Origin of the sequence: Serratia grimesii NBRC 13537, assembly GCF_001590905.1 — a bacterium.
In the GTDB taxonomy this organism is placed as follows: domain Bacteria; phylum Pseudomonadota; class Gammaproteobacteria; order Enterobacterales; family Enterobacteriaceae; genus Serratia; species Serratia grimesii.
In genome coordinates, this window is the sequence record NZ_BCTT01000002.1 from 72,316 (window position 1) to 95,846 (window position 23,531).

General features: G+C 52.2%; 20 protein-coding genes and 1 riboswitch. Of the genes, 7 read left to right on the forward strand and 13 right to left on the reverse strand.

Translation table 11 applies throughout. The annotated features are described in order from the left end of the window. Positions 1–84 precede the first annotated feature (84 nt). Positions 85–1,020 carry a LysR family transcriptional regulator gene (locus SGR01S_RS01275; protein WP_061806299.1) on the forward strand — a complete coding sequence of 312 codons (936 nt, stop codon included), beginning with the start codon at positions 85–87 and terminating at the stop codon, positions 1,018–1,020. On the opposite strand, the gene SGR01S_RS01280 is transcribed toward SGR01S_RS01275, so the two are convergent. Next, a complete protein-coding gene (locus SGR01S_RS01280) occupies positions 1,021–1,290 on the reverse strand; it encodes a PTS sugar transporter subunit IIB (RefSeq protein WP_061806300.1) in 270 nt (89 codons plus the stop codon). 174 nt (positions 1,291–1,464) lie between these two features. Here SGR01S_RS01280 and SGR01S_RS24320 point away from each other — a divergent pair, with 174 nt between their 5' ends. Next, a complete protein-coding gene (locus SGR01S_RS24320) occupies positions 1,465–1,638 on the forward strand; it encodes a hypothetical protein (RefSeq protein WP_165392866.1) in 174 nt (57 codons plus the stop codon). A 47-nt stretch (positions 1,639–1,685) separates the two neighbouring features. Here the strand turns inward: SGR01S_RS24320 and SGR01S_RS01285 are convergent, their stop codons facing one another. Beyond that, a complete protein-coding gene (locus SGR01S_RS01285; RefSeq protein WP_172479783.1) occupies positions 1,686–4,112 on the reverse strand; it encodes a DUF3772 domain-containing protein in 2,427 nt (808 codons plus the stop codon). A gap of 500 nt (positions 4,113–4,612) precedes the next feature. On the opposite strand from SGR01S_RS01285, the gene SGR01S_RS01290 reads away from it, so the two are divergent. Next, positions 4,613–6,340 (forward strand): ABC-F family ATP-binding cassette domain-containing protein, encoded by a 1,728-nt coding sequence (locus tag SGR01S_RS01290; RefSeq protein WP_061806302.1) that lies wholly within the window; start codon positions 4,613–4,615, stop codon positions 6,338–6,340. 46 nt (positions 6,341–6,386) lie between these two features. Beyond that, positions 6,387–6,839, forward strand: a complete 453-nt coding sequence (locus tag SGR01S_RS01295; protein ID WP_061806303.1) for a GNAT family N-acetyltransferase — start codon at positions 6,387–6,389, stop codon at positions 6,837–6,839. Here SGR01S_RS01295 and SGR01S_RS01300 read toward each other — a convergent pair. The 11 genes from SGR01S_RS01300 to SGR01S_RS01345 all read right to left on the reverse strand — a co-directional run bounded on the left by SGR01S_RS01300 (position 6,800) and on the right by SGR01S_RS01345 (position 19,384). Further along, positions 6,800–7,447: a TetR/AcrR family transcriptional regulator gene (locus tag SGR01S_RS01300; protein ID WP_061806304.1), complete on the reverse strand. Its 648-nt coding sequence runs from the start codon at positions 7,445–7,447 to the stop codon at positions 6,800–6,802. The two genes, SGR01S_RS01295 and SGR01S_RS01300, sit on opposite strands and share 40 nt — an antisense overlap. Positions 7,448–7,488: 41 nt before the next feature. Further along, the gene (locus SGR01S_RS01305; protein ID WP_061806305.1) at positions 7,489–10,593 is read right to left on the reverse strand and encodes an efflux RND transporter permease subunit; all 3,105 of its coding nucleotides are present in this window, start codon (positions 10,591–10,593) and stop codon (positions 7,489–7,491) included. A gap of 307 nt (positions 10,594–10,900) precedes the next feature. Further along, complete coding sequence (locus SGR01S_RS01310) at positions 10,901–12,283, reverse strand: cation diffusion facilitator family transporter (protein ID WP_061806306.1); 1,383 nt, start codon at positions 12,281–12,283, stop codon at positions 10,901–10,903. A 27-nt stretch (positions 12,284–12,310) separates the two neighbouring features. Beyond that, entirely contained in the window at positions 12,311–12,490 is a 180-nt protein-coding gene (locus SGR01S_RS01315; protein ID WP_037415475.1) for a hypothetical protein, read from the reverse strand. A gap of 110 nt (positions 12,491–12,600) precedes the next feature. Further along, complete coding sequence (gene mgtS / locus SGR01S_RS24120) at positions 12,601–12,693, reverse strand: protein MgtS (RefSeq protein WP_147284273.1); 93 nt, start codon at positions 12,691–12,693, stop codon at positions 12,601–12,603. A gap of 142 nt (positions 12,694–12,835) precedes the next feature. Beyond that, a complete protein-coding gene (gene mgtE, locus SGR01S_RS01320; RefSeq protein ID WP_073963398.1) occupies positions 12,836–13,900 on the reverse strand; it encodes a magnesium transporter in 1,065 nt (354 codons plus the stop codon). Positions 13,901–13,930: 30 nt separating this feature from the next. Further along, positions 13,931–14,104, reverse strand: a riboswitch (M-box (ykoK) riboswitch). A gap of 147 nt (positions 14,105–14,251) precedes the next feature. After that, positions 14,252–15,874, reverse strand: a complete 1,623-nt coding sequence (locus tag SGR01S_RS01325) for an ABC transporter substrate-binding protein (protein ID WP_061806307.1) — start codon at positions 15,872–15,874, stop codon at positions 14,252–14,254. 161 nt (positions 15,875–16,035) lie between these two features. Continuing rightward, positions 16,036–16,431 carry a VOC family protein gene (locus SGR01S_RS01330; protein WP_037415479.1) on the reverse strand — a complete coding sequence of 132 codons (396 nt, stop codon included), beginning with the start codon at positions 16,429–16,431 and terminating at the stop codon, positions 16,036–16,038. 190 nt (positions 16,432–16,621) lie between these two features. After that, positions 16,622–17,947: an ATP-binding protein gene (locus tag SGR01S_RS01335; RefSeq protein ID WP_061806308.1), complete on the reverse strand. Its 1,326-nt coding sequence runs from the start codon at positions 17,945–17,947 to the stop codon at positions 16,622–16,624. Further along, positions 17,923–18,591 carry a response regulator gene (locus tag SGR01S_RS01340; protein WP_061806309.1) on the reverse strand — a complete coding sequence of 223 codons (669 nt, stop codon included), beginning with the start codon at positions 18,589–18,591 and terminating at the stop codon, positions 17,923–17,925. The genes SGR01S_RS01335 and SGR01S_RS01340 overlap by 25 nt, the downstream gene beginning before the upstream one ends. A gap of 22 nt (positions 18,592–18,613) precedes the next feature. Next, on the reverse strand, positions 18,614–19,384 hold the full coding sequence (locus SGR01S_RS01345) for a COG4705 family protein (protein WP_051922519.1): 771 nt from the start codon (positions 19,382–19,384) through the stop codon (positions 18,614–18,616). A 362-nt stretch (positions 19,385–19,746) separates the two neighbouring features. Here SGR01S_RS01345 and SGR01S_RS01350 point away from each other — a divergent pair, with 362 nt between their 5' ends. From SGR01S_RS01350 to SGR01S_RS01360, 3 genes are read left to right on the forward strand one after another with little or no spacing between them, the layout of a single operon-like run. Then, the gene (locus tag SGR01S_RS01350) at positions 19,747–20,763 is read left to right on the forward strand and encodes an iron ABC transporter substrate-binding protein (RefSeq protein WP_037415484.1); all 1,017 of its coding nucleotides are present in this window, start codon (positions 19,747–19,749) and stop codon (positions 20,761–20,763) included. 33 nt (positions 20,764–20,796) lie between these two features. Continuing rightward, positions 20,797–22,380: an ABC transporter permease gene (locus SGR01S_RS01355; RefSeq protein WP_061806310.1), complete on the forward strand. Its 1,584-nt coding sequence runs from the start codon at positions 20,797–20,799 to the stop codon at positions 22,378–22,380. Further along, complete coding sequence (locus tag SGR01S_RS01360) at positions 22,377–23,414, forward strand: ABC transporter ATP-binding protein (protein ID WP_061806311.1); 1,038 nt, start codon at positions 22,377–22,379, stop codon at positions 23,412–23,414. Before SGR01S_RS01355 ends, SGR01S_RS01360 begins: the two co-directional genes overlap by 4 nt. The last annotated feature ends 117 nt before the right edge of the window (positions 23,415–23,531 follow it).

Here is a 23,531-nt window from a genome sequence, read left to right on the forward strand (position 1 = left end):
AGCAAGCTATCGAAGGCGGGTCATTGGCGGAAATCGTTTTTCATCGCTACGATATAGAAACTTTCTATACCACCAGTGGAAAATATGATCGTGGACAAAATTCTGCGGCAGTTTATCGAAGTGGCAATGTTCAAAAATGTGAGTCATGCAGCAAACAAACTGTGTTTAAGCCAACCAACATTGACCCACAACATGAAGAAGCTGGAAGAGAATCTGGGAGTCCAACTGCTGGAACGCACCTCTACGGGCGTGAAAACTACCGAATACGGTGATTTGCTGCTGGAACAGGCGCAAATGATGCAACGTATTTACGATAATACGTTGATTAAAATGGCGTTTATTAAAGCACGCCAAGAGCAAAGTCTGCGAATGGGCACGGGTCATGCGTGGTGGTACATGTTCGTGCGCGACAGCTTCAATGCCTACCGTAAGTTGCACCCAATGGTGAATATTCATATCGATCTGGGCAATCATCTGCGTTTGATGGATCTGCTGTTGGGAGGCGATATCGATCTGTTTATCGGCCATGAAATTCAGGGATTGAACCCCAAGGCCGGCATCAGTTTTTTGCCGCTATTCAGTACCTCTGACAGTATGTTTGTCCGGTGTGGGCACCCGCTGCTGGGCAAACCGGTAGGCCCGGATGCGCTGCTGGATTACCCCTGTGTTGAGCTGACGCCGGATGAAAGCCGCTATCATCATATCGTGGAGGATATGCAGCCGAAAAAGCTGGCACGGAACCGTCTGCATCTGGCGGAACGGGTGATTTGCTCAACCAACTCAATGATGTCGGCTGTAGATATGATTAATGACTCTGATGCAATTTTGTTGGCGTATCCCTCCTGTATGGCGGGCTACTTTGCCGATTACGGCATTGAACCGCTGCAATTGACGCAGAATAGCCACCGCTGCACCGTCGGTATTTACCTGATGCGCGAAAAAGCGGATGCCCCCCACCTGATGCAGATGCAGGCATTAATGCAGCAGCACCTGGAGCAGATCCGCCCTCTGTTGGTGTAATTATTTTTCGCCGCTCAATGCGACCAGTGCCTGGTATAACGGCCGGGCATTCCCCGGACCTACCACCAACTGATACTCGGTGGTCTGTTGCGGCGTTTCCACCTCCAGCAATGCTTTTACGCCTGGCAGTTGCGTCATGCTTTGCCGTTTCAACCCTGAGCTATCACGCAGTTCTGCTCTAATACGGCTGGCACAGTAACGCAGTTTGGTCAGATTTTCAGCGCCGCCAAACGCGGCGAGTACTGATGCTGCCAACGGATGTTTTTCCATGATGCCTCCTCAAAAAATAGCCCTATGCCACCGCAGCATAGGGCCGCTGAGCGGCCAAAGTGAAATTGGTTTATTCCGGGGTGATATAGATACGTTCTATAACGCATGATTGGACGCTCTCAGCGCCTTACAGTGCATATACTTAAGAGAGTGTTCAGATCGGAGGTAAGTGAGATGAAGGCAATGATCCCCCTGTTTTTGATGCTGATGCTTTCTGGCTGCATCGGTAAAGGTGGCCCGCAAGACGTGCCACCACCACCGGTGCATAATGATCCACAGACCTGCAATAATACTGACGCCAGCGCCAACAGCGATTGCTCCCAATCTGTAGTACCAGCCATGCATTGAATGACATCGGCCCACCGTACATGGTGGGCCTTTGTGCCACCCACCGATTACGACGACTGTTCTTCGTCGTTGGCCATATTTTTCGCCTGTTGCTTCATAAACACCACTTCCTGCGGGCTGGACATATTGACCCGTTGCGCGCGCAGCAGTTTGAGAATATTAAACAACAGCTCACTTTTGGTTGCCCCCACCATGCGCGGACTGGCCACATAGCCGGTCACACTGAGGATAATGCCGTCCGGACCGAGCTGGCTGAAACGCACATACGGCGCAGGCGCCTCCAGGATAGCGTCATACTCCTGGTAGGCACTCAGCAAAATATTGCGTACCTGTTCCGGATCGATATCCGTTGGGAAGGTCAGTGCAATCGTCACCACCCCTTGCGCATTCCCCATCGTCGCATTACGGACGTTTTGTGAGATTAACTGGGAGTTAGGCACAATCATTGTCGAGCGGTCACTGAGTTGGATCTCGGTGGCACGCACGTTAATACGACGCACATCCCCCTCCACACCGCCAATACCGATCATATCGCCGACTTTCACTGGTCGTTCGGTCAGTAAGATCAAACCGGAAATAAAGTTCTTTACGATCTCCTGCAAACCAAAACCGATACCGACCGACAACGCACTCACGATCCACGCCAGATTGTTCCACTGAATACCCAGTGCTGCCAGAGTGATCAGGATCAGTAACACATAACCAACGTTACTGAATAACGTGACCAACGAGGCGCGAATACCGATGTCTGAAATGGTTTTTGGCAGTAACTCCTGACTGAGCCAACGCTGCGTCACCCGCAGAATATAGATGCCAATAGCCAGGCAAATTACCGCGTTAATCAGATTACCCGGCACAATATTCAGCCGTTGCAGCCCTTCACCACTCAGGATGGCGATAATTTTATCGAGTAGCGAGTTGGGCGTGGTGGTACCGAAAGAACCGTTAAACAGCGAGACAATCATCAACAACAGCAGAGAACATTTGGCAATGGCGGTAAAGATGATTGCCATTTGTTCCAGATGACGGTCTTTAAAGTTAAAGGACTTTTTGAGCATCTTGCCGCTGGCGGTCTGCGGCGAAAAAATTGCGCCACACAAATCGGTAGCGAACAGCAACAGAAAATAAAACGCCATTAATACCAGGGCTATCCAGATCACCTGATAGGTCAGGAAACGGGCGAAAGCGATATACCCCACTAACAATGAAAATAAGATCACTATCGAGCATACCAGGGTGCTCATGTGCAGCAATCCACTGATAGTAGAACGTTTCTCTACGTGTTCGCCCTGCTGTTCCAACTTACGGCGGATACGCTGAGAACGCAGCGGCATCGCCAGTAACACCATGCCGATTAAGCCAGCGACCAAACCATTACCGAAGATGGTGGTTGCCAGGCTGGCGCTAACCACATTGTTGATCAGCTCTACGGAACCAAACGCCAGAGCCAACCCGGCCAATAGTGGTGAGAAATAACGCAGCCCGGCGGCAACGGCATCATCCAGCGAAGCCAGACGCCATGAAGGACGGTTAAGTGACAACGACGCACGACCCAGTCCGGCAATCAGCGCACAAAAGATCCCTAAGCGGTAAAAACCTTCGGCGAAATCTTCCAGCATCACGGGCAGCGGCTCTACGCGGGTGAACGTGAGATACAGCAAATTCAACGCGATACTGGTGGTGATTACGGTGACGGTGACGGTCATCATCGCCATAAAACTGCGGCGCAAACGCCCGTCAGGCAGAAAACGAATGCTGGCCCAAGCCAGAAAACGCTCGGAGAAGTAACGCCCCCATGACCAGATAACCACGGCCAGCACCAGTAAACCGAGAGTGCCGTAACGCGAGTCCTCTTGCCAACTGGCATCCCAGGCCTGTTTCATTGCAGCATTAAACTCATCCAATCGCTGCATGTCACTGTCGGAAGGTTGCACCACAGGCGACCAAAACTTGGCGCCCAGCACACTCCCCGTGTTCAACGCCAACTGTGTTTTGAACGCCACACGGCGCAGATCGCTGATTTGTTGTCCCAGGTCGATCACGCTGGCTTTCATGGCCTGCGCCCGTTTTACAGCATCATCGAGTTGTTTTTTGCTGCTATTCAACGCATTACGTTGTTGCACCACGGCTGCGGTTTCAGCCAGCGCCCCAGCAGCAGGTTGCGGACCCAATACGTCCAATTGCCCCTGCAGCTTCTCCTGCGCCGGTTGCAGGTCGGTAGCCAGTTTCTCCAGGCCTGCCGCCAGATCGTCAGTCGCCAACTTCAACTTGCTGAGTTGGTTATCGTTACCCGCCTTCGAAACCTGCTGTTTAATGCTGTCTAACTGCTTCTGGAAGTTTTTCAGGGCAGCCGCGCTGTCCGGTGGGCTTTCGGCAACCGGAGTATCATCCTGTGCGGCAACACTGGTCAACGGCGCCCACTGCAAGCCAAGCAGTAGAAGCAGGAAAAACACAATTTGACGGGGCTTTAACATAAATTCGGTGCTCGACGTTTGCATGATAGACAGACGAAGCAGGCGGGTCGGTATTCACCGACCCGCCTGGCTAATCATAAACTGTAGTTATGATAACTGCTTAATCTCCGCTTAAATATCAGTATTACTCCCATTCAGCACGATTATTGATGCCGTCGAACCACGCGGCGTCCAACATGTTGAATTACAGCCCGCTTTTCCGCTTACTCTACTGATAATTCGAATGATTCACAGTGGCATAACCTACCAATGCGTTTTATACTCAGCTCACTCATTAACCAACATTATAAAAGGAGGATTACTATGCCGATGTGTGAATTGTTTTTTTACTCACACTTCTATAGTAATTGCCGCCGCTCAAGCATTACCGGTATCGTGCTGCGATAACCCAGGCTTGAGCGAAGCTTACTAAAATTGAGTCCCTTCCCTCCGGCTTACCGGGTTGTCGTCAGCGATGTTTGACGATAGGCATTTGCATGCCTGTAACTCTTGAGTAAGCAATGAGCACATTATTATCTGCACAATCTGTCGGTTTCGACAACGCGTTCGGCCCTCTGTTGGTTGAGGTTTCTTTCAGCCTGAAAAAAGGCGATCGCATCGGTTTAATCGGCCACAACGGCTGTGGCAAAAGTACCCTGCTAAAAATCCTTAGTGGTGATCTGCCTGCCAGTACCGGCAGCGTGACGCCTGCCCACCAGTGTCTGATGGCACGGGTAGAACAACACCTGCCTGATGAACTGCACGGCTGCACACTGCTTGATGCAGTACTGGCGCGACTGCCAGAAAACCAACGCGTCAGCGAAAGTTGGCAGGGAGAAGTCCTGCTCACCAGCCTGGGATTTGCGCCACCGTCATGGACGCTAACCGCCGGCACCTTGAGCGGTGGCCAACATACTCGTCTGCTGCTTGCACGTGCGTTAATCCGCCAACCGGACCTGCTACTGCTGGATGAACCCAGCAACCATCTGGATCTTCCTACCTTGCTGTGGCTGGAGCGGTTCTTGCAAAGCTGGTCTGGCAGCTTTGTACTGGTCTCTCACGATCGCTACCTGTTGGATCAGGTCACCAACTGCACCTGGATTTTGCGCGACAACACGCTGCAATTCTTCCGCTTACCCTGCTCTGCAGCTCGCAAGGCGTTAGAGGAACAGGATGCCGCAGATGCGCATCGCCGTCAGGCCGAGCAGAAGGAGATCGACCGGGTAGCCAAAAGCGCCCATCGATTGGCCATTTGGGGCAAGGTTTACGATAACGAAGACCTGGCTCGCAAGGCTAAACAAATGGAAAAACGCGTTGATCGGATGAAAGAAGAGCAAACTACGTTGACTGCGGGCAGCCAATGGCGGCTTAGGCTTAAAGGTGAGGCACTCGATGCCGATCGCCTGCTGGCCTTGCCGCAGTTGGACGTCCGTCCGGCTGCTCATGCACCGGTGCTGTTCCGTCTGGAGCAGTTGCGGATCAAAAGCGGTGATCGTATTGCCATCGTCGGACGTAACGGTTGTGGCAAGTCTTCACTGCTGCATCATTTGTGGCGGGAATACCAAGGTGCGACCCGCCGGGACGCGGTTTTCCATCCTCGGGTGCGCCTCGGTTATTACGATCAAAGCCTGCAACAACTGAGCGATAACGACACGCTGAGCGAAGCATTAACCCATTTCGCGCCACTGACCGAAGAACAGCGGAAAATGGCCCTGATTGGTGCCGGCTTCCCTTACCTGCGTCATCAACAACGTATCAGTACACTGAGCGGCGGTGAGCGTTCGCGCCTGCTGTTTGTCGGACTGACACTGGCTAACCATTCGTTATTGTTACTCGACGAACCGACCAACCATTTGGATATGGAAGGTAAGGAAGAACTGGCCGATACCCTGCGACAGTTTGAAGGCGCCGTGATGTTGGTCACTCACGACCGGATGTTGATCGAGAGCAGTTGTAACCGTTTCTTGCTGATTGATAACCAGCAATTGGAAGAATGGCACGATCTGGAACCGGTCTACTCCCGAATGGCTGAAACACCTGAGGTAGTGGCAATGACAACGCCGGACAGAGCTATCGCCACCAGTGAGTTACACCATGATGACGAAGAAATGCTTCTTGCCGCGCTGTTTGAACTGGAAAGCAAACTGCAAGAGGATCTGGCCCGTAAGCCTAAGCATCAAAAAATGCACTTGCAGCAACAGTGGCGCGGGGAAATCGCAACCCTCACCGCCCGATTGAATCTGGACTAACCTTCACAGGCCGCCTATAGGCGGCCTATTCCTTTTAGGAGGTGATATGAATCTTAATCTCAGGCTGGCAACCCGTGAGGAACAACCACTGCTGGCGGTCATGCTGCCCGACTACCTGCAAGAATTAGGCGCAGATGTCGACTACCCGCATTTGTCACATTATTGGCGCGAAAACGGCCGGTATCCCTATTTGATTTTAAATCAGGAACAGCCAGCAGGGTTTGCTTTGGTCCGCACGTTGGATCCCACCCCGACAATGGAAATGGCAGAGTTCTACATCACTAAACCCTGTCGCAAATACGGCATTGGTAAAAGTGCTGTGCGGGCATTGTTTAGGCTGCACCCGGGCCATTGGCAGCTGTCCGTGCTGGCAGATAATCCCGGCGGTCTCGCCTTTTGGCTGTCAGTGGTCCCCCCGACAGCGTACCGTGCGTGGATTGAGCAAGCGGGTAATCGGCCTCATTGGCGACTGACATTTTCGGTAGATATGACGTCCTGATAACCCCATGCACGCAAAAATAGCGCAATCGTAGTTGTCGCCAACCGGTGTAAATGGGCCTTATCCGGTATGTCGTCAGTCAACAACGCCGCAGGTAATGGGTACCCCATCACGGCCCCCAAAAACGCCTTGGCCTGAAGTTCAACGTCTTTGACGTCCAAAGCTCCTCGTTGTTGTGCCTGTTGTAATAACGAGACCAATCCTTGCAATACACGCCCAGAATCGCGTTGTTGCAACGTAGCGTATAACTCCGGACGCTGCTGTAACAGTTGGATCAATAATCGCTGAAAATGGAGATTTTTGGTTTGGAAAAAATGATCCTGCACCACGGTCGCAAAACGCATCAGAACCAAAGGAATATCCTGCGTATCACCCGCCAGAATCGCGTTGATCGGGGGCTGCATCATGTCCTTCATGTAATTGAAGGTCTCCAGCACCAGTGCATCTTTCCCGGGGAAATGGTTATACAGCGTTTGCCGCGTCGTGCCGGCCTCGGTGGCAATCACATCCAACGAAATATCCAACCCTTGAGTCAAAAACAACTCGCTGGCAGCGGCTAATATACGCGGTTTAGCCTTCATCGGGCGCCCTGGTTGGCGGTTGTTCATGGTGAATTTACTCCTGCCCCGCAGATATCATTACGAAAGGGTTATTTTTTACTTTTTATGCGTGCTAGCCCTTGTTTCACCAGCACAAAAAACAACGGCACAAATAACAACGCCAACAGTGTGCCAGAAATCATGCCACCGATCACCGCAATACCTATTTCACGACGGCTTGATGCACCGGCCCCGACCGACAACGCCAACGGGATGACCCCAGCGACAAATGCCAGTGACGTCATAACGATAGGACGTAAGCGCAGACGCGCCCCCTCCAGCGTTGCCGCCATCAGAGCCTGCCCCGATTTCATCTGCGCTTCAGCAAATTCAATAATCAGGATCGCATTCTTCGCGGACAGCCCGATAGTCGTCAGCATACCCACCTGAAAATAGATGTCATTTTCATAGCCGGCCAGTCGTGTTGCGAGCACGGCACCAACAATACCCAAGGGGATAATCAGCATCACGGCAATCGGAATTGACCAGCTTTCATACAGCGCAGCCAGACACAGAAAGATGAACAGCACAGACGCCAGGTAAATCCACAGTGTTTGGCCCGCAGCTACCTGTTCTTGATAGGACAATCCACTCCACTCAAGCCCAAACCCCGTTACATTGGCAATAATGCCCTGCATCTGAGCCATGGCCGTGCCTGAGCTTTCCCCTAATACGGAAGAGCCCTGAAGCTGGGTCGCTGATAGCCCATTGAAACGTTGCAGCATTTGCGGACCAGAAAGCCAGCGCGTGTTAGCAAAGCTGGCGAATGACGCCATACTGCCGCTACTGCCGCGCACGAACCACTGATTGATGTCATCAGGTGCAGATCGCGAACTGGCCTCACCCTGCATATAGACGCGCTTCACCCGTCCACGATCGATAAAATCATTGATATAGGCACCGCCCCAGGCAGCAGACAAGGTGTTGTTAATATCCGCCTGCTGCAACCCTTGCGCACTGGCCTTCTGCTGATCAACATCCACCTGGAGCTGCGCTTTATCTTCCAGGCCATTCACGCGCACTGCGGTCAATAATGGATTCGCACTGGCAGCGGTAATCACCTGCTGCTGGGCTAATTGCAGCTCATCATGACCGGCATTGCTTTGATCCTGTAGCCATAGCTCAAAGCCGCTGGATTGCCCCAAGCCGCGCACCGCAGGAGGAGACAAGACATTAACCTGCACATCCCGGGCACCTTTAAAATACTGGTTGGCACGCGCAATGATCGCCTGAGCGGTGTTCTCGCTACCATTACGCAAATCCCAATTTTTCAACTCCGCAAACGCCATGCCGACATTCTGGCCACTCCCCGCATTGTTACGTCCGACCACCATAAAAATAACGCTCAGATTGTCTTTTTCTTCGGTCATAAAATAGTTGGCAATGTTATCTGCGGCTTGTTGTGTTCGCGCCATTGGCGTACCAGGCGGTAACGTAAATTGCACCATGACAGAACCCTGATCCTCTACCGGCAGGAATCCCGTCGGCATGCGGAAGTATTGCCATATCATGACACCGGTAATCAGTAGCGCCACCAGACTGTAAAGCCCTTTGTGCGCCAAAATATGCGTTAACCCGCGGCCATATCCCTGCTGGCTGCGATCGACGACGCGATTAAAACGAATGAAAAACCAACCGCGCTTGCCATGGGATGCTGGACGCAGTAAACCGGTGCACAATGCGGGCGTTAGCGTCAACGCGACTAACACGGATAGCACCATGGATGAAACGATGGTAATCGAAAACTGACGGTAAATAATCCCGGTTGATCCACCCAGAAATGCCATAGGAATAAACACCGCAGACAGGACCAGTGCGATGCCGATCAACGCACTGTTGATCTCGCTCATCGATCGCAGCGTTGCCTGTTGCGGGGGCAATGCGTCCTCTTCCATCACCCGCTCGACGTTCTCAACTACCACGATGGCATCATCAACCAACAGGCCGATCGCCAATACCATGGCAAACAACGTCAGGGTATTAATGCTGTAACCCAGCAGCGCCAGAATGCCAAACGTCCCTAGCAAGACGACTGGCACGGTGATCGCCGGAATCAGCGTGGCGCGCCAGTTCTGTAGAAACAGGTACATCACTACTACAACCAGGATAATGGCCTCGATCAACGTCTGCACCACACCTTCGATTGAAACGGTGACAAAAGGCGTACTGTCACGAGGGTAAGCCACGTTTAACCCGGCCGGAAACTGCGGAGCCATACGTTCAACTTCGGCGCGCACGCTTTCCGCGACGGCCAACGCATTAGCGCCAGATGCCAACTGAATGGAAATACCCGCGGCCGGATAGCCGTTCAGGCGGGTTTGGTTCTGATAATTCTCTGCACCTATTTCAACCCGGGCAACGTCCCGCAGATAAACCGCCGAACCGTCAGTGTTGGTACGCAAAATAATGTTGCTGAACTGCTCTGGCGTTTGCAGCCTGGATTGTGCCGTAACGGTGGCATTCATTGCCTGGCCCGGTTGCGTAGGCAGCGATCCCAGTTCACCGCTGGTGACCTGTGCATTCTGCGCCTCTACTGCCGTTTGCACGTCTGAAGGCATCAGTCCATAACTGGTTAAACGGAGCGGGTCCAACCAAATGCGCATGGCATATTGCGCCCCGAACACCGTTGTCTCGCCAACCCCGTCCACCCGACTCAGTGGGTCCTGCAAGGCACTGACGAGATAATCATTGATGTCGACGTTATCCATTTGCCCACTGGTGTCGTACAACGCCACCACCATCAAACTGTCGCCCTGTGACTTAGTGACGGTGATCCCCTGTTGTTGCACTTCCTGGGGTAAACGCGAATTGGCTTGGTTCACCGCATTCTGAACCTGAACCTGTGCGATATCCGGATTGGTTTGCTGATCAAAACTCAGGCTAATGCGCGCCTGCCCGGCGGAACTGCTGGTCGAGGAAAAGTACAGCAGTCCATCAATCCCCTTGATTTGCTGCTCAATTACCTGGGTCACACTGTCTTCCACCGTTTTGGCCGCCGCCCCAGGATAGTTAGCCGTGACGGTAACACCAGGGGGTGCGATATCCGGATATTGTTCCACCGGCAGTGTCAGCAATGCCAGAATGCCCGCCGCCATAATGCAAATAGCCAAAACGGCGGCAAATACCGGGCGAAAAACAAAGAAATGCGCCAGCATGGCTCAATCTCCTCTCTGAATGAAAGGAGTAAACGGCAAATGACGCCGTTTCAGGAGGCAGTACTGTACGGACAACTGAGAAGGGATATTCATCGCGTGTCTCACCGGTTTATCCAATTTATTTACTTTACAGTAAAGTAAATAAATTGGATAAACAAGAGACCGAAAAACATCATCGGCGGTAAACACGCTAGACTTCCCAGGAGACTTTAAGTGACGCTGTCACACAATTAATGACGAAACAGGCTGCTGCCGGGTACACATCAGGCAACAGCCCACATCAGATATACGCGAGGAGCCGTCAGATTCAAATACCGGGCTTAGGCTTAATGGGTTCCACATGCCCCACTGCCCGCGAAATCGTCGGATAGCGTGCGCGCAGTTGACGTTCGATGCTGTCTACCGCAGCGTGAGCTGACACAATGGAGGCCGCCGGGGATACCCGACAATGGAAGTTGACGATGATACCGCCGGTGGTTTTACGTGCGCGAATGTTATGCACGTCCTGCACCATGTCGCCACTTTCCACTACCGTTTGCAGTATCTGACGAATATTGGCCAATTCATCCGGTGCAACATCCTCGCTGGCAATCCAGTGATGTGTTTGAGGCTCCAGATGAGTCTCGATCTCTGTGTCTTCACCAATCGCCTGTCGTAACAACGTTTCAATTTCGCTGGCGATGTCGTGTGCCTGCGCCACACTGGCGCTGGCCGGGACCGCGAGATCCATACTGATCGACATCCGTTCAGGCAATTGTTGTAGCGCCAGATTTTGCACTACGGCGCCGTGGTTGGCAGCAATCACCCGGATGCGAGTCGCCATGTCTTCGTCACTGCGAGTTTGTGGGTTGGCAATCACCGTGGCTTCGGCATGTGCGTACTGCTGTTCCAGGCGTTCAGCAATAGACTGTTTTAACGCATTAATGCGTTCTAAAGGTAAAGTACGACAGACGGCGACAGTCACTTCAATGAACAGGCTGGCCCCTGCGTTACGAATACGAATACTCTCGGTCGCCAATATCGCTGGGAAGATGTCGAGCAATGCACTGATTTCTTCCTTGGCGCCGGCAGGTGCCGTGTCCATCAAAGAATCGAAAGAACGCTTGCCCAGTTTTAGCGCCGCGACCACGATAAAACAGGCCACGATCAACGCCGCAATGGCATCTGCACGGTTGAAACCCAACAGAACAAAGACCATCCCCAGCAGCACAACGGCAGAGGCCAGCATATCGGAGAAAAAGTGCAGCGCATCGGCTTCCAATGCCGCACTGTCTGTCGCCTTTGCGACACGGTTCAACGCCTTGACGCGGAAAAAATCGATCACGATCGAGATCAACAGCACAGCGATCACCACTGGCGCGGCGACTATTTCATGGGCTTCACCCAATAGGCTTTTGCCCGCCTCATAAACAATCCAGCCTGCCGCCCCCAGCAACAGCAACACCTCAAACAGTGCCGCCAGGTTTTCGACCTTGCCGTGGCCAAAATGGTGGTCATCATCGGCAGGTTTATCGCTGATACGTACCGCCAGCCAGGTAATGCTGGTGGCAACAAAATCGGTAAGAGAGTGGATCCCTTCTGAAATAAGACCAATACTCCCGGTAAAAATACCGGCAGTAAATTTACCGACTGCCAATAGCCCGCTGGCTATCATGGAATTTCTGGCAACGGATTGCTTTTCATTTTGCATATTACGACTCACATTCAAATGGGTAATTCATTTTTTTATTTTAGTAGACCATTGCCAGACAAAAGCAACCAGCAGCATAGTACCCGAGAATGTCAGCATTAAACTAGAAAGGAATTCTGATTTTCCGGTTGAATAAAAATAAATCTCATTCACACCGACAGAGATCATCAAAATGGCATAAAGTAAGCCAAGAATAGAAATAATCATTATCATTATACTCCGAAACCCGCATCCAGCGGTCAGTATTTAAGCGCATCCTCCCCGTCGTAAATACAACACGTCGTGGAGGATGCATCCAGGCGGATCTTTAGCGTTCATTAATCATCCCATTTCGTGCTCATATAGGCTGCTAACAAGCCCAGTGAGCTGATAACACTCAGGAATCCTACAAAAATTGTCATGTTTCCCATTATTTCGTCCTCGGTTAATTATTATCGATAAAAGCCTCTTTAATTAAAAAGCGGATTAGGTCATTGCTCATGGATATTTACGCGCCTCCTGTTTTGTCAGATAAAATGCCCGCTCCGGCAGCGACACGGAGCGGATAGGTGTTTAAATCTCCAGAATGTACTGGGCGATTTTGAAATAAATAATCAGACCGGTGCCATCAATAAAGGTGGCAATAAACGGTGCCGAGACCACTGCGGGGTCGATACCCAGGCGTTTAAGCAGCATGGGTATAATCGAGGAAACAATGGCACTCCAGACGGTAATCGCCACCAATGACAGGCTAACGACCAGCGTCACGTCCATCCCCACGCCCATAATCCAGGCCCGCACCCAGGCTGCAACACCAATGGTGATGGCTATCAGTAATGAGGTGGACACTTCCTTGCGAATCACCGCCCCCAGGTTGCGCAGACTCACCTCGCCCAACGCCATGGCACGTACCAATGTAGACGTGATTTGAGTCCCGCTGTTACCGCCAGTCCCGATAAGTAACGGGATGAAAAACGCCAATGCGATCGCGGCTTCCAACTGCTCTTCAAACGCCTTTAATACATTGCCGGTATAGGCTTCTGCGACAAATAGCATCAGCAACCATACCGAACGCTTGCGCCATAACGCCCAAGGGCTGGTCTCCAGATAAGGTTTATCCAGTGGAAGACTGGCCCCCTGACGCTGTGCATCTTCAGTGTTCTCATCTTCAATCAGCCGGGCAATTTCTCGTTCACCCAGCACGCCTACCAACGTATTGTTCACGACCACCGGTACCACATCCAACCCGCCCTTAGCCAGTAAATGGGCGACATCATTGCGATCGTCATCGGGGGATACCTGGAAATAACTGTGATTGATCATCACCCCAACGGCTTTATCATGATCTTCACACTGCAATAACTTTTTAACCGACAGTGTGCCACGCAAATGATAATCGTCGGCGGTAACAAACAGCTGCGTCGGAATTTCTTCGGTTTTTAGTTGCGAAAGAAAATATTCTTTTGCTTTATTAACCGTCATATTTCCTGGAATAGTAATAAAATCGGCATTCATATAACCTGCAACCGAAGACTCATCAAGAGTTTCAGCAGAGGTTAGCGCCTGAGATGGGTGATTTTGATGTAACTTCATTATGTTAGTCCCTATTTCTGTTTGAACTTCAACAGCGAATCGCATAGGGGCGTTAACCACAGAGGGAGTGCAGACAGCCTATCTCCGCGTCCAGGTTTTAGCACTATACAACGTATCTGATGTATTCATCAGAAGTTACCTTGGGCTGAACCTTAATCCGATAAAGCCTGTCTTAACCTTGGGCATCTCTCGATGTCGTCAGATCAGTAACCTGTGTTTGTATAGGAGCCTCGCCAAACGAGATACTGCATATAAACTACGGGGGCAGTATAGGCGCGGTTTTTTATCACTGAGGAGAAAGTTGGCTAACCGTTTATGAAACATTTAGAAAAAAGTTTCGCGGCGGAATAATAAAGTGCGGGCCAGCACCCTCCCGACCCACGCTTTATTCTGACGTTAATGAGCAAGAATATACGCATTCTTGTCGTACAGCGGCCCCTGTCGGGTAAAGTCGATGCCTTTCACGTAGGGCTTGACCAGTGTGGCGTTTGCTTCGTAGTAAACCGGTGCCACCGGAGTGTCTACCGCCAGCACGTCTTCAGCCTGTTGGAAGTATTGTTGTACCTGCTGTGGCGTCTGCGCCGCGGTCGCCTGGTGCAACAAGCGATCGTAATTTTCGTTGGCGTATTTGGCTGAGTTTTCACTGCTGGTCGATCGGAACACGTTCAGGAACGTGGACGGATCATTGTAGTCCGCCAACCAACGGCTGAAAGCCACGCTGTACTGTCCGTTGTTGATATTGTCCAGCACTACCTTTCGCTCCTGATTCTGCAAGGTGACGTCCACGCCCAGGTTCTTTTTCCACATCGCACTGCTGGCGATCACTATTTTCTTGATGGTGGCGTCGTTGCTGTACAGCAGTGTGAAACGCAACGGATGCTCCGCATTAAAGCCCGCTTCCGCCAATAATTTTTTTGCTTGTGCGATACGTTGCTCGCGTGACCACCCCGCCTCTTGACCCGCTTGCAGTGTAAAGCCCCCAGCACCGGTTGGCGTAAAAGTCCAGGCTGGCTGCTGACCATAACCCAGCACTTTGGTGGCTATGATCTCTTTATCCAATGCCAGATTTAATGCCTGACGCACCCGAATATCATTGAAGGGAGCCTGTCGGTTGTTAAAGGCAAAGTAGCTGGTCGACAGCAGTGGATAGGTGATCAGCTGCTTATCACCCAGGCTGCTTTTTAACTGTTGGTACAATTCCGGCGGCGCACTGTAGCCCAATTCAATTTCACCGGCCCGGAAACGGGCCACTTCAGGGAACCCCTGTAACGGCAGGAACGTCACTTTATTGAGCACCGTGTGGGCGTTATCCCAATACTGGCTATTACGTTCCACCACCACTTTCTCATTCACCACCCACTGCGTCAGCTTGAACGCCCCGTTGCCAACAAAATTCTGCGGTTGAGTCCAATTTTTACCGTATTTCTCCACCACTTTTTGGTTTACCGGCAGCACAGGAAAATGCACTAACTGCTTAAGCAAATAGGAGTTCGGTTCAGCCAGTGTGACTTGTAGTGTGTTGGCATCCAACGCTTTTACACCCAGCTCGGTTGGCGGTTTGCTGCCGGCGTTAATCTCTGACGCGTTTAACACATAAGCCGAAGCCAAATAACTCCCGTAGGGGGATGCTGTTTTGGGATCAGTGAGGCGCCGCCAGCTATAGACGAAATCATCAGCAGTCACCGGATCGCCATTTGACCATTTGGCCTCCGGCCGCAGATGGAAGATCCAGACATTGCCTTGCTGCGTCCATGTTGTCGCCAGCGCGGGGATCACCTCACCGTTTTTACCCACCCGCAGTAACCCTTCAAATACGTCATTGAAGATATAAAACTCCACGTTACTTTCTGCCAGATTCGGATCAAGCGTTGCCGGCTCATAACCATTGGCCCGAACCAATTCCTGGACAGTAGCCAGTTGAGCCCCGGCAGGTACGTCAGCAGCGTTAACCGACACTACTGCCTGTAAAGAGAAGATGATTAGACCGGCCAATCCATTAAGTTTGAATGAATACTTCACGTCGATATCCCTTATTGGTGTTTTGTCGACGTATATATACAGCGAAGCAGTTGAATAAATTAAATGATTAAAAGCTATGACTCATAACCAAAAAAGCACAAGCCAAACAACATGAATTTCTTTCATAATCAAATAAATACCCGCCATCTCGGCGGGCTTTTTTACAATGACTGAAACAGCGTCAACTGTAACCCGGCCGGGGCTTCCAGTCGGTTATTGATTGAGTTAAACGGCGTGACACGGGGATCAGACAAAACCTGCGCTCCACCTTGAGCCAAACTGGCCGTGGTAGCCGCAATATCTGTCACCTCAAACGCCACCCGCACCCAGCCGGAGACACGTTTCCCCACTTCAATACTGTCGATATAAGCCGCTGTCGTCGGCTCTACCAGCTCCAGCGTAGCCTTGCCCGCTTCCAGGATAGCTACCCTGCCGTTGTCCGGCGGTACGGCGTCAACCTGAGTCAGCCCCAACCGATCGCGATAGAAAGACAAGGCGTTATCAAAATCGTCGGTGGTGATCACCAGACGAAGCTGTTTTACCGATGATGTAGACATGGTTATCTCCCGGGCACCTGGCTGAATAATGTTCATTTTTTAAGCTCAAGAAAGAAGATATCGCGCCGCCATGCCTTTTTTCAAAGTCATAGTTTTCAGCTAAGGGTGAAAAGAATTCATCAAGGCCACTGCCGCCGATAGACGTCATGGCTGTCGGTACGGATGGCAATCAGCGAAGCAGAACCCGCTGTCAACGATGTGGCAGGATAATGATTGCCCGTAATCCATGGGCATGGCGGCGGCTGTCCGCCAAGGTGAGTTTCCCGTCCAGATGGCTCAGTGTGGCTGCGACGATGGAAAGCCCCAGGCCCGAGCCGTGCTGCCCGCTCCCTTCAATTCGATAAAACGCATCCAACACCCGTTGGCGATTTTCAACGGCAATACCCGGCCCGTTGTCCTCGACCGTCACAATGGCCTTGTTGCCCACTACCCGGACCTGTAAATCAACAATGCCACCATGCGGGGCGTAACGTAGCGCATTTTCTACCAGGTTCCTCAGCAGGGTAAACATGTCAGCTTCATTCAGGGTTAAATGAACCTCGGTCGGCTGCCAGACCCCGAGATCAATCCCCTTGGCCTCTGCCAGCGGCAACAAATCTTCGATCACACTACGGAATACGGACTGCACCGACACCGGCGTCATCGGACGTAGCACATTTTGCTGCACCCGTGCCAACGACAGTAATTGTTCCAGCAGGTGTCTGGTGCGTTTTATGCCGTGTTGCATCCGCCCAAGGCGCTGCTGAGCAACTTCCGGCATCTCTGCTGTACTCAAGCGCTCCGCCTGCAAGGACAGTGCCGTCAACGGAGATCGCAGTTCATGAGCCGCATCGGCGACAAATCGGCGCTGGGTTTCAACACCGCCGGCAACTTTGCCAAATAAACGATTTATGGCTGCAATAAAGGGCGCAATCTCTCGAGGAAATTCATTGACTGGCAACGGCGTTAAATCTTGTTCGCCACGTTGTTCCAGCGCATGGGCAAGGCGGTGAATGGGTTGCATGCTTTTTTTAATCAAGTCAGCCACGACCAGCAACAGTATCGGAATTAAAACCAGCAAAGGAATCAGCGTTCGCCAGGCACTTTCCATCGCAATCTCGTCACGCTCAGATGTACGCTGTGCCACCGCAACCCGTGTTTCAGGCGAGAGGGTGCGTACCAGTACGCGAAAAGAAACACCGTCAACCGACAGCGTCTGGAAACCTTCGTTTAACGGTACGTTTGGTAGAAAATGTGCCGTTGTCACTCCTGTCGAAGGGAGTAACTGCACGATGACCGCAGCGTCATCCTCCTGACGCGCGGTCGCATCAGGTTGCCGCAGGCCAGAAAGCGTATCGCTGCGGACCAACCTGGCAATCTGTGCCAGCGTAGTGTCTTGCAGCTCGTGGGCTTCCTCAAAGGAGGCATAAAAAGAAAAGATCCCTGCCGCCAGAGCGACCACAACAATCGCGCTGCTCAGACCCAAAGAAAGCTTGAGTTGCAGGGAATCCATTACGCGTTTTTTGCAACCATCCATCCTACGCCCCTGATGTTTTTTATCGCTTCTCCGCCCAGTTTTTTGCGCAGTGCGTGAATGAGGTATTCCACAGCGTTGCTTTCCACCTCTTCCCCCCAACCATAAATCCGCTCTTCAAGCTCGCTGCGTGAAAGTATGCTGCCAGGGCGCAGCATCAGCGCGTATAACAGGGCAAACTCACGGCTCGACAAGCGACAGCGCAGGTCATCGTTGATCACACAAGCTTCATGTGACGCGGGATCCAGCCAAAGCAGGCCATTAGTGAGCACTGGCGCGGCATTACCGCCCTTGCGACGTAAAACGGCGCGCATACGCGCCAGGAGTTCTGAAATATCGAAAGGTTTGAGTAAATAGTCGTCAGCGCCGCTGTCCAGCCCTTTTAACCGTTCATCCAGTGCATCTCTGGCGGTAATGATCAGTACCGGTAATGTGTCACCTTTAGCACGCAACGCGGTCAACACACTGAAGCCGTCTTTATCCGGCAGACCGAGATCCAGCAGTAACGCGTCGTAATGCTGGCAAGCCAACGACGTGAGTGCGGTCTGTGCATCATTGACCCAATCCACGGCATAAGCGGCGTCCTTCAACGCGTCTTGAATGGCTTCGCCGATCATGCCGTCGTCCTCAACCAGTAACACCCTCATGCAGGCTCCCGCACTTTCCGTATTAGTACTGTAATCGCTTTTGCATCAGCGTCAGGTAAGTGACGAGGCTGATAATGATCGCCAAAAACAGGCCACTGGTACCGGCTGCACCCAGCCCCAGACCGCCATTACCAGCGGGCTGCGATAACAAATCACCGCAAGAGGCGCCCAGTGGCCGCGTCAAGATATAGGCGATCCAGAAACACAGCACACTGTTGGCGTTAAACAGATAATGTGCCGCTGCTGTGATACCAATCAATACACCAAACAACAGTGTTGAATAGCCGTATCCCAGTTGTAACCCTTCAGCAACCCAGTCACCGGCGGCAGTACCAAGGGCAAAGGTAAACAGGATTGCCGCCCAGTAAAACAGCTCCCGTTTCGGCGTATCGATGGCGTGAATCGACAGCGTACGTTCGACGTTGTACCAAACCATAAAGGTAGCGACCAACATCACGCTGAACAAGGCGGTGGAAAATGCCAACGAAATACCGAAGTGATCGGTAAGGTTATCGGTAATCAACGTACCAAATACGCTGATAAGCACCACGGCGATCCAGTACAACACGGGAACATAGCGTCTGGCGCGAATTTGGAAAAACAGCGCCACCAATAACAACCCACCCGTTATCAGTGAAGTATTGGTCAAGCCAAAGTTGAGATCCATGTTGAGGTAATCCGCCGCAGTTTCCCCCACGGTGGTGGACATCATTTTGATCAGCCAGAAAAACAAGGTGACTTCTGGCACTTTATTCAGCCAATTAATGGCAGGTTTTTCAGTGATTAAGGACATATCCAACTCCTGTGAATGAAAAATACAGGAGCCAGTATCGCAACCCACACTTAGCGCTGACTTAGGGCGCGAGTTTTGTGGCAGCGTGCTTTCTTAGCCCACGAATACCTTGTGCATGAATTGGCGCCTGGTGCTTAAACATAATAAATACTGATGAAAATCAGGCATCAGGGCAGATTATTCAGGCTGAAACTTAATTTTTCCTTAGGGTGAGATAATTAGTGAGCAAAATATAAAAATAAATTAATACGAATCGTTTTCACTATCATTATTAATGTTCTTATATACAATCAGGGCAGCCCAACGCCCGTTAGGCATATTTCGCTTTTATTCTCTGCACTCTCTAAACAAAGGATGACTGTATGAAGCTGCGTTTCTCTTCTCTCGGCCCGATTGCCTTGTTGGCATCGTCCATGATGCTGGCATTTTCGGCCAATGCAGCATCCCAGGATGAAGGCATCGTTATTTATAACGCGCAACACGAAAATCTGGTGAAATCCTGGGTTGACGGTTTTACCAAAGATACCGGCATAAAAGTGACCTTGCGGAACGGCGGCGACAGCGAATTAGGCAACCAACTGGTGCAAGAAGGCACGGCATCTCCAGCCGATGTTTTTCTGACAGAAAACTCCCCTGCGATGGTGCTGGTAGATAACGCCAAGCTGTTCGCCCCTCTGGATGCTGCGACACTGGCACAGGTTGAACCGCAATACCGTCCACAGCACGGCCGTTGGATTGGTATTGCTGCCCGCTCAACGGTGTTCGTCTACAATCCGGCGAAACTGACTGAGGCACAGTTACCTAAGTCACTGTTGGATCTGGCCAAGCCAGAATGGAAAGGTCGTTGGGCCGCGTCACCTTCAGGTGCAGACTTCCAGGCAATCGTCAGCGCATTGCTGGAGCTGAAAGGCGAAAAAGCCACATTGGAATGGCTGAAAGCGATGAAAACTAACGCCACCGCCTATAAAGGTAACAGTACCGTGATGAAAGCGGTCAATGCCGGTCAAATCGACAGCGGCGTTATCTATCACTATTATCCGTTCGTCGATGGTGCAAAAACGGGCGAAAACAGCAAGAACATCAAGCTTTATTACTTCAAACACCAGGATCCAGGCGCGTTCGTCAGCATCTCAGGTGGCGGTGTTCTGGCATCCAGCAAGCACCAAAAACAAGCACAAGAGTTCGTTAAGTGGATCACCGGTAAAAACGGCCAAGAGATTCTGCGCACCAACAACGCCTTCGAATATGCCGTCGGTGTGAATGCTGCCTCCAATCCAAAACTGGTCCCCCTGAAAGAACTGGACGCACCAAAAGTTGACGCTTCATCGCTGAATGGCAAGAAAGTGGTCGAGTTGATGACCGAAGCCGGGCTGCTGTAAGCCGGTTTATCAGTACAGAGAGCTTTTAACCCTATGTCGAATATAGGTTTCAATGCCGCGGGCTCAGCCCCGCGGTACGCTTCGACCCGGCGCCATCATCGGCCGGGACTGTTTATCGTGGCAACGGCCATTTTACTTTCCCTGTTGGCGCTATTGCCGCTGGGGTTTGTCATCAGCGTGGCATTTGAAACCGGTTGGCAAACGGTTAAAACTCTGGTATTTCGCCCCCGCGTGGGCGAATTGCTGTTGAATACTCTGCTGTTAGTGGTTTTCACATTACCCATCTGCGCCCTGCTTGGCGTGACGCTGGCCTGGCTGACTGAACGTACGACGTTGCCGGGGCGCCGCATCTGGTCTTTATTGGCAACAGCACCGCTGGCAGTTCCCGCGTTCGTGCAAAGTTACGCCTGGATCAGTTTGGTGCCCTCAATGCACGGACTGGGCGCGGGTGTCTTTATTTCAGTGATTGCCTACTTCCCGTTTATTTATCTGCCGGCTGCCGCGGTATTGCGCCGCTTGGATCCCGGTATTGAAGACGTCGCCACCTCGTTGGGTAGCCGACCGTTGGCGGTCTTTTTCCGTGTGGTGTTACCACAGCTAAAACTGGCCATTTGGGGCGGTTCACTGCTGATCGCACTGCATTTACTGGCGGAATACGGTCTGTACGCCATGATCCGTTTTGATACTTTTACCACCGCCATTTTCGATCAATTCCAGTCAACCTTTAACGGCCCAGCCGCTAACATGTTGGCCGGTGTGCTGGTACTGTGCTGTCTGGGGTTGTTGATGCTGGAAGCTGCCAGCCGCGGTCGGGCGCGTTATGCCCGTGTCGGCTCTGGCAGCGCCCGCAGTCAGACCGCGTATCGGCTTGGGAGGGTGACCACCCTATTCGGCCTGCTACTGCCACTGTGTCTCACGGCGCTGGCGCTGGGTGTGCCCTTTATTACACTGGCCCGATGGCTGGCTCTCGGTGGGCTTGAGGTATGGCGTAACGCCGAGTTATTGCCTGCCTTGCTGCAAACATTGTCACTGGCCGCCAGCGGCGCGTTACTGATCACCCTGTGTGCCATTCCAATGGCCTGGCTGTCGGTACGCTATCCGGCACGGCTGTATCGGATGCTGGAAGGCTGTAACTATGTAACCAGTTCACTGCCCGGCATTGTGGTGGCGTTGGCGTTGGTGACCATCACCATTCACAGCTTCCGCCCCATTTACCAAACTGAAATTACCTTGCTGCTGGCCTATTTGTTGATGTTTATGCCACGGGCCTTGATCAACCTGCGCGCCGGTATTGCTCAGGCACCGGTTGAGCTGGAAAACGTGGCTCGCAGCCTCGGACGTTCACCGGCACAAGCGCTATGGAGTACCACGCTGCGTTTGGCTGCCCCGGGTGCAGCTGCCGGTGCGGCACTGGTGTTTCTGGCCATCTCAAATGAACTGACCGCCACACTGCTGCTGGCACCAAACGGGACGCGCACGTTGGCTACCGGTTTCTGGGCATTGACCAGCGAGATCGACTATGTAGCGGCGGCCCCTTACGCTTTGATTATGGTGGTGCTGTCTCTGCCATTGACCTGGCTTCTTTATTCTCAATCCAAACGCACGGCGGGATTATGAGTACGCTTGAACTACACGGCATCAGTAAGTCCTATAACGCAGTTAAGGTGCTGGAGCATATTGATTTACAGGTCGAACAAGGCAGCCGTACCGCGATTGTCGGCCCTTCCGGCTCTGGCAAAACCACCTTGCTGCGCATCATCGCGGGTTTTGAAATACCGGACAGCGGCCAAGTTATGTTGCAGGGCCAGGCGATGGCCAACGGTAACGGTTGGGTACCGGCACACCTGCGTGGCATTGGGTTTGTGCCCCAGGACGGCGCGTTATTCCCGCACTTTACCGTGGCCGGCAATATTGGTTTCGGTCTCAAGGGAAGCAAACGTGACAAGCAACTGCGCATCGATGCATTGATGGATATGGTGGCGCTGGATCGCCGTCTGGGCGCACTGTGGCCGCATGAGCTATCCGGCGGGCAGCAGCAGCGGGTGGCATTGGCGCGTGCCTTGTCACAGCAGCCCAAGCTGATGCTGTTGGATGAGCCCTTTTCCGCGCTCGATACCGGCCTACGTGCCGCGACCCGCAAAGCCGTGGCAGAATTACTGGCGGAAGCTAAAGTTGCGTCAATTCTGGTGACCCACGATCAGACCGAAGCACTGTCGTTTGCCGATCAGGTCGCGGTGATGCGTAATGGTCGTTTGGCGCAGGTCGGCCCGCCGCAAGACCTCTATCTGCGGCCAGTTGACGAACCGACCGCCACCTTTTTAGGGGAAACGCTGGTGCTGTCCGCTGAGCTTGAACAAGGCTGGGCCGATTGTGCACTGGGGCGAATTGCCGTGGACGATCATCAGCGCCGCGGGCCTGCTCGCATTATGCTGCGCCCTGAGCAAGTCCAAATCAGCCAGTCTGAGGCACAACAGCAGAGTCAGGCGGTGGTGACCGGTATTGATTTCGCCGGTTTTGTCTCGACCTTAAATCTGCACATGACCGGCAGTAATATGGCGATAGAGATTAAAACCATCAGCCGCGAAGGTCTCCGTACCGGTTCTCACGTCAATCTGAACATCATCGGCCAGGCGCACATCTTTGCCGAGTAGACACTCAAGGGGGCTTACCGCCCCTTTAATCCTTAATCTTGTGCCGACACGCCCGAACGAAAAAACCTATCGCAGCCATCGTTGAGTAAAAACCCTTTCATCAACTACGATTAATCT